We start from the raw sequence: 1,465 nt of genomic DNA, 5'->3' as shown, positions 1-1,465 counted from the left end.
CGTCGCACTGCGGCTTCTTGAAGAACGCAAAAGCGCCGTTGAGGCCTGATTTTTCACGCCTCATCGGGAAGTCGGGCTAGGATAGCTGCAACAGCAGGCCTGCAACCAACTAGGCACCTATGCAACTGACCATCCCGAAAGCGGCCAAACTGTACGGCAAGCATCGCTCTACGATACATCGCCATATCGAGTCAGGCCGCTTGTCATGCGGCTTCCGAGGAGATGGAACCCGTATCATAGAGATGGCCGAGCTAATCCGATGCTATGGTGAACCCGAGCATCTGCCGGACGATATGCAACCACCTGCAACACCTAGCCAGGAAGACATGCAACAGGCGATGTTGCAGGCGTTGCAGGCCATGCATCAGGAGCTTGTGGCGCTGAGAGAGGAGGTAGCCCAGCTGAAGCAACTTCCCCCACCCACAAATGCAGATCAGGGCAACCAGGATCCCCAGGCATCCGTCCAGGAGACGGACAGCGATCCCCACGGCCTCAGATCGCTCGCTCGGTCGCTATATCAGGATGGGAGCTGACACGCCCTCGAGGAGGCCGCCGGATGCGCCCACCAGATTCACCCCAAGAGCCAGACCAGGAACCGACCGACGAGCGCGAGCCGCTGGAGCGGTTGCGCGGCAGCGTCGGAGAGCTGATCGAGCCGTTCGAGCCGGTCGGCGAGGACGATTGGGACACCCTGCGCGATTCCTGCCCCCACCCCAGAGGCTAGAAGCTCAGCCGCTCGAACGGCCGCCCGGTGAGGGCGGTATAGGCCACGGTATTCTGGATGTTGGCGTGGCCCAGGTACTGCTGCACCGTGCGCAGATCCACGCCCTGGTTGATCAGGTGCACACCGCAGGCATGACGCAGCGCGTGCGGATGCCACTTCACGCCCAACACGCGCTCGCTGAGGCGATGCAGCAGGCGCCGGAAGCCATCGGCGCTGATCGGCGCTCCGCGCTCGCTGACGAACACCAGCCCCGCCGCCCGGCCGCTGTCGCGCTGATAGCGCTTCAGCGCCCGCACGGTGTCACCCTGGAGCGGATGCGTGCCGTCGAGGCTGCCCTTGGCGCGAGTGACGCGCAGCTCGTGGTGCACCAGGTCGACGGCCGACCAGCGCAGTCCCACCAACTCCGAGACCCGCAGCCCGTGCTCGAAGGCCAACCGCAGCATCAGCGCATCGCGCCGGCCGTGGCGATTGTCGCGGGCGGCGCGGATCAGCCGATGCACCTCGTCGCGGGTCAGGTGCAGCCGGCCACGCGCCGCGTCATTGGCGGCGCGGCTGCGCACTGTCCGGGTTTCAGTGGCTGGCGAGGCTGTCGGGGCGGGGTGTCGGGGGCTGTCGGGCACGGGCGGGAGCGCTCCTGGTCGCGGGGACTGTCCGGGTTTTAGTCAGAAGCCAGACAGTATCATCACGACTCCCGTCCCACTGCCCTGAATCTGTCCGAGTGTCATGCCGCCATCGGCGGGG

The 1,465-nt window shown here is 65.6% G+C and carries 3 protein-coding genes; 2 read left to right on the top strand and 1 reads right to left on the bottom strand.

The annotated features are described in order from the left end of the window. The first annotated feature begins 119 nt into the window (after positions 1-119). A complete protein-coding gene (locus BCL93_RS17030) occupies positions 120-533 on the top strand; it encodes a helix-turn-helix domain-containing protein (protein WP_146742518.1) in 414 nt (137 codons plus the stop codon). 23 nt (positions 534-556) lie between these two features. After that, positions 557-724, top strand: coding sequence for a hypothetical protein (locus BCL93_RS17330; RefSeq protein ID WP_181463129.1), 168 nt, complete (start codon positions 557-559; stop codon positions 722-724). Here BCL93_RS17330 and BCL93_RS17025 read toward each other — a convergent pair. Then, the gene (locus BCL93_RS17025; RefSeq protein WP_112056549.1) at positions 721-1,344 is read right to left on the bottom strand and encodes a tyrosine-type recombinase/integrase; all 624 of its coding nucleotides are present in this window, start codon (positions 1,342-1,344) and stop codon (positions 721-723) included. The genes BCL93_RS17330 and BCL93_RS17025 overlap by 4 nt on opposite strands. Between the last annotated feature and the right edge of the window lie 121 nt (positions 1,345-1,465).

Origin of the sequence: Onishia taeanensis (genome assembly GCF_003268885.1) — a bacterium.
Taxonomy (GTDB): Bacteria; Pseudomonadota; Gammaproteobacteria; order Pseudomonadales; family Halomonadaceae; genus Onishia; species Onishia taeanensis_A.
This window is presented reverse-complemented; position numbering and strand designations above follow the sequence as displayed.

Bases quoted from the DNA above. Each gene is read 5' to 3' on its own strand.
- BCL93_RS17030 (WP_146742518.1), top strand. From the start codon at position 120: ATGCAACTGACCATCCCGAAAGCGGCCAAACTGTACGGCAAGCATCGC.
- BCL93_RS17330 (WP_181463129.1), top strand. From the start codon at position 557: ATGCGCCCACCAGATTCACCCCAAGAGCCAGACCAGGAACCGACCGAC.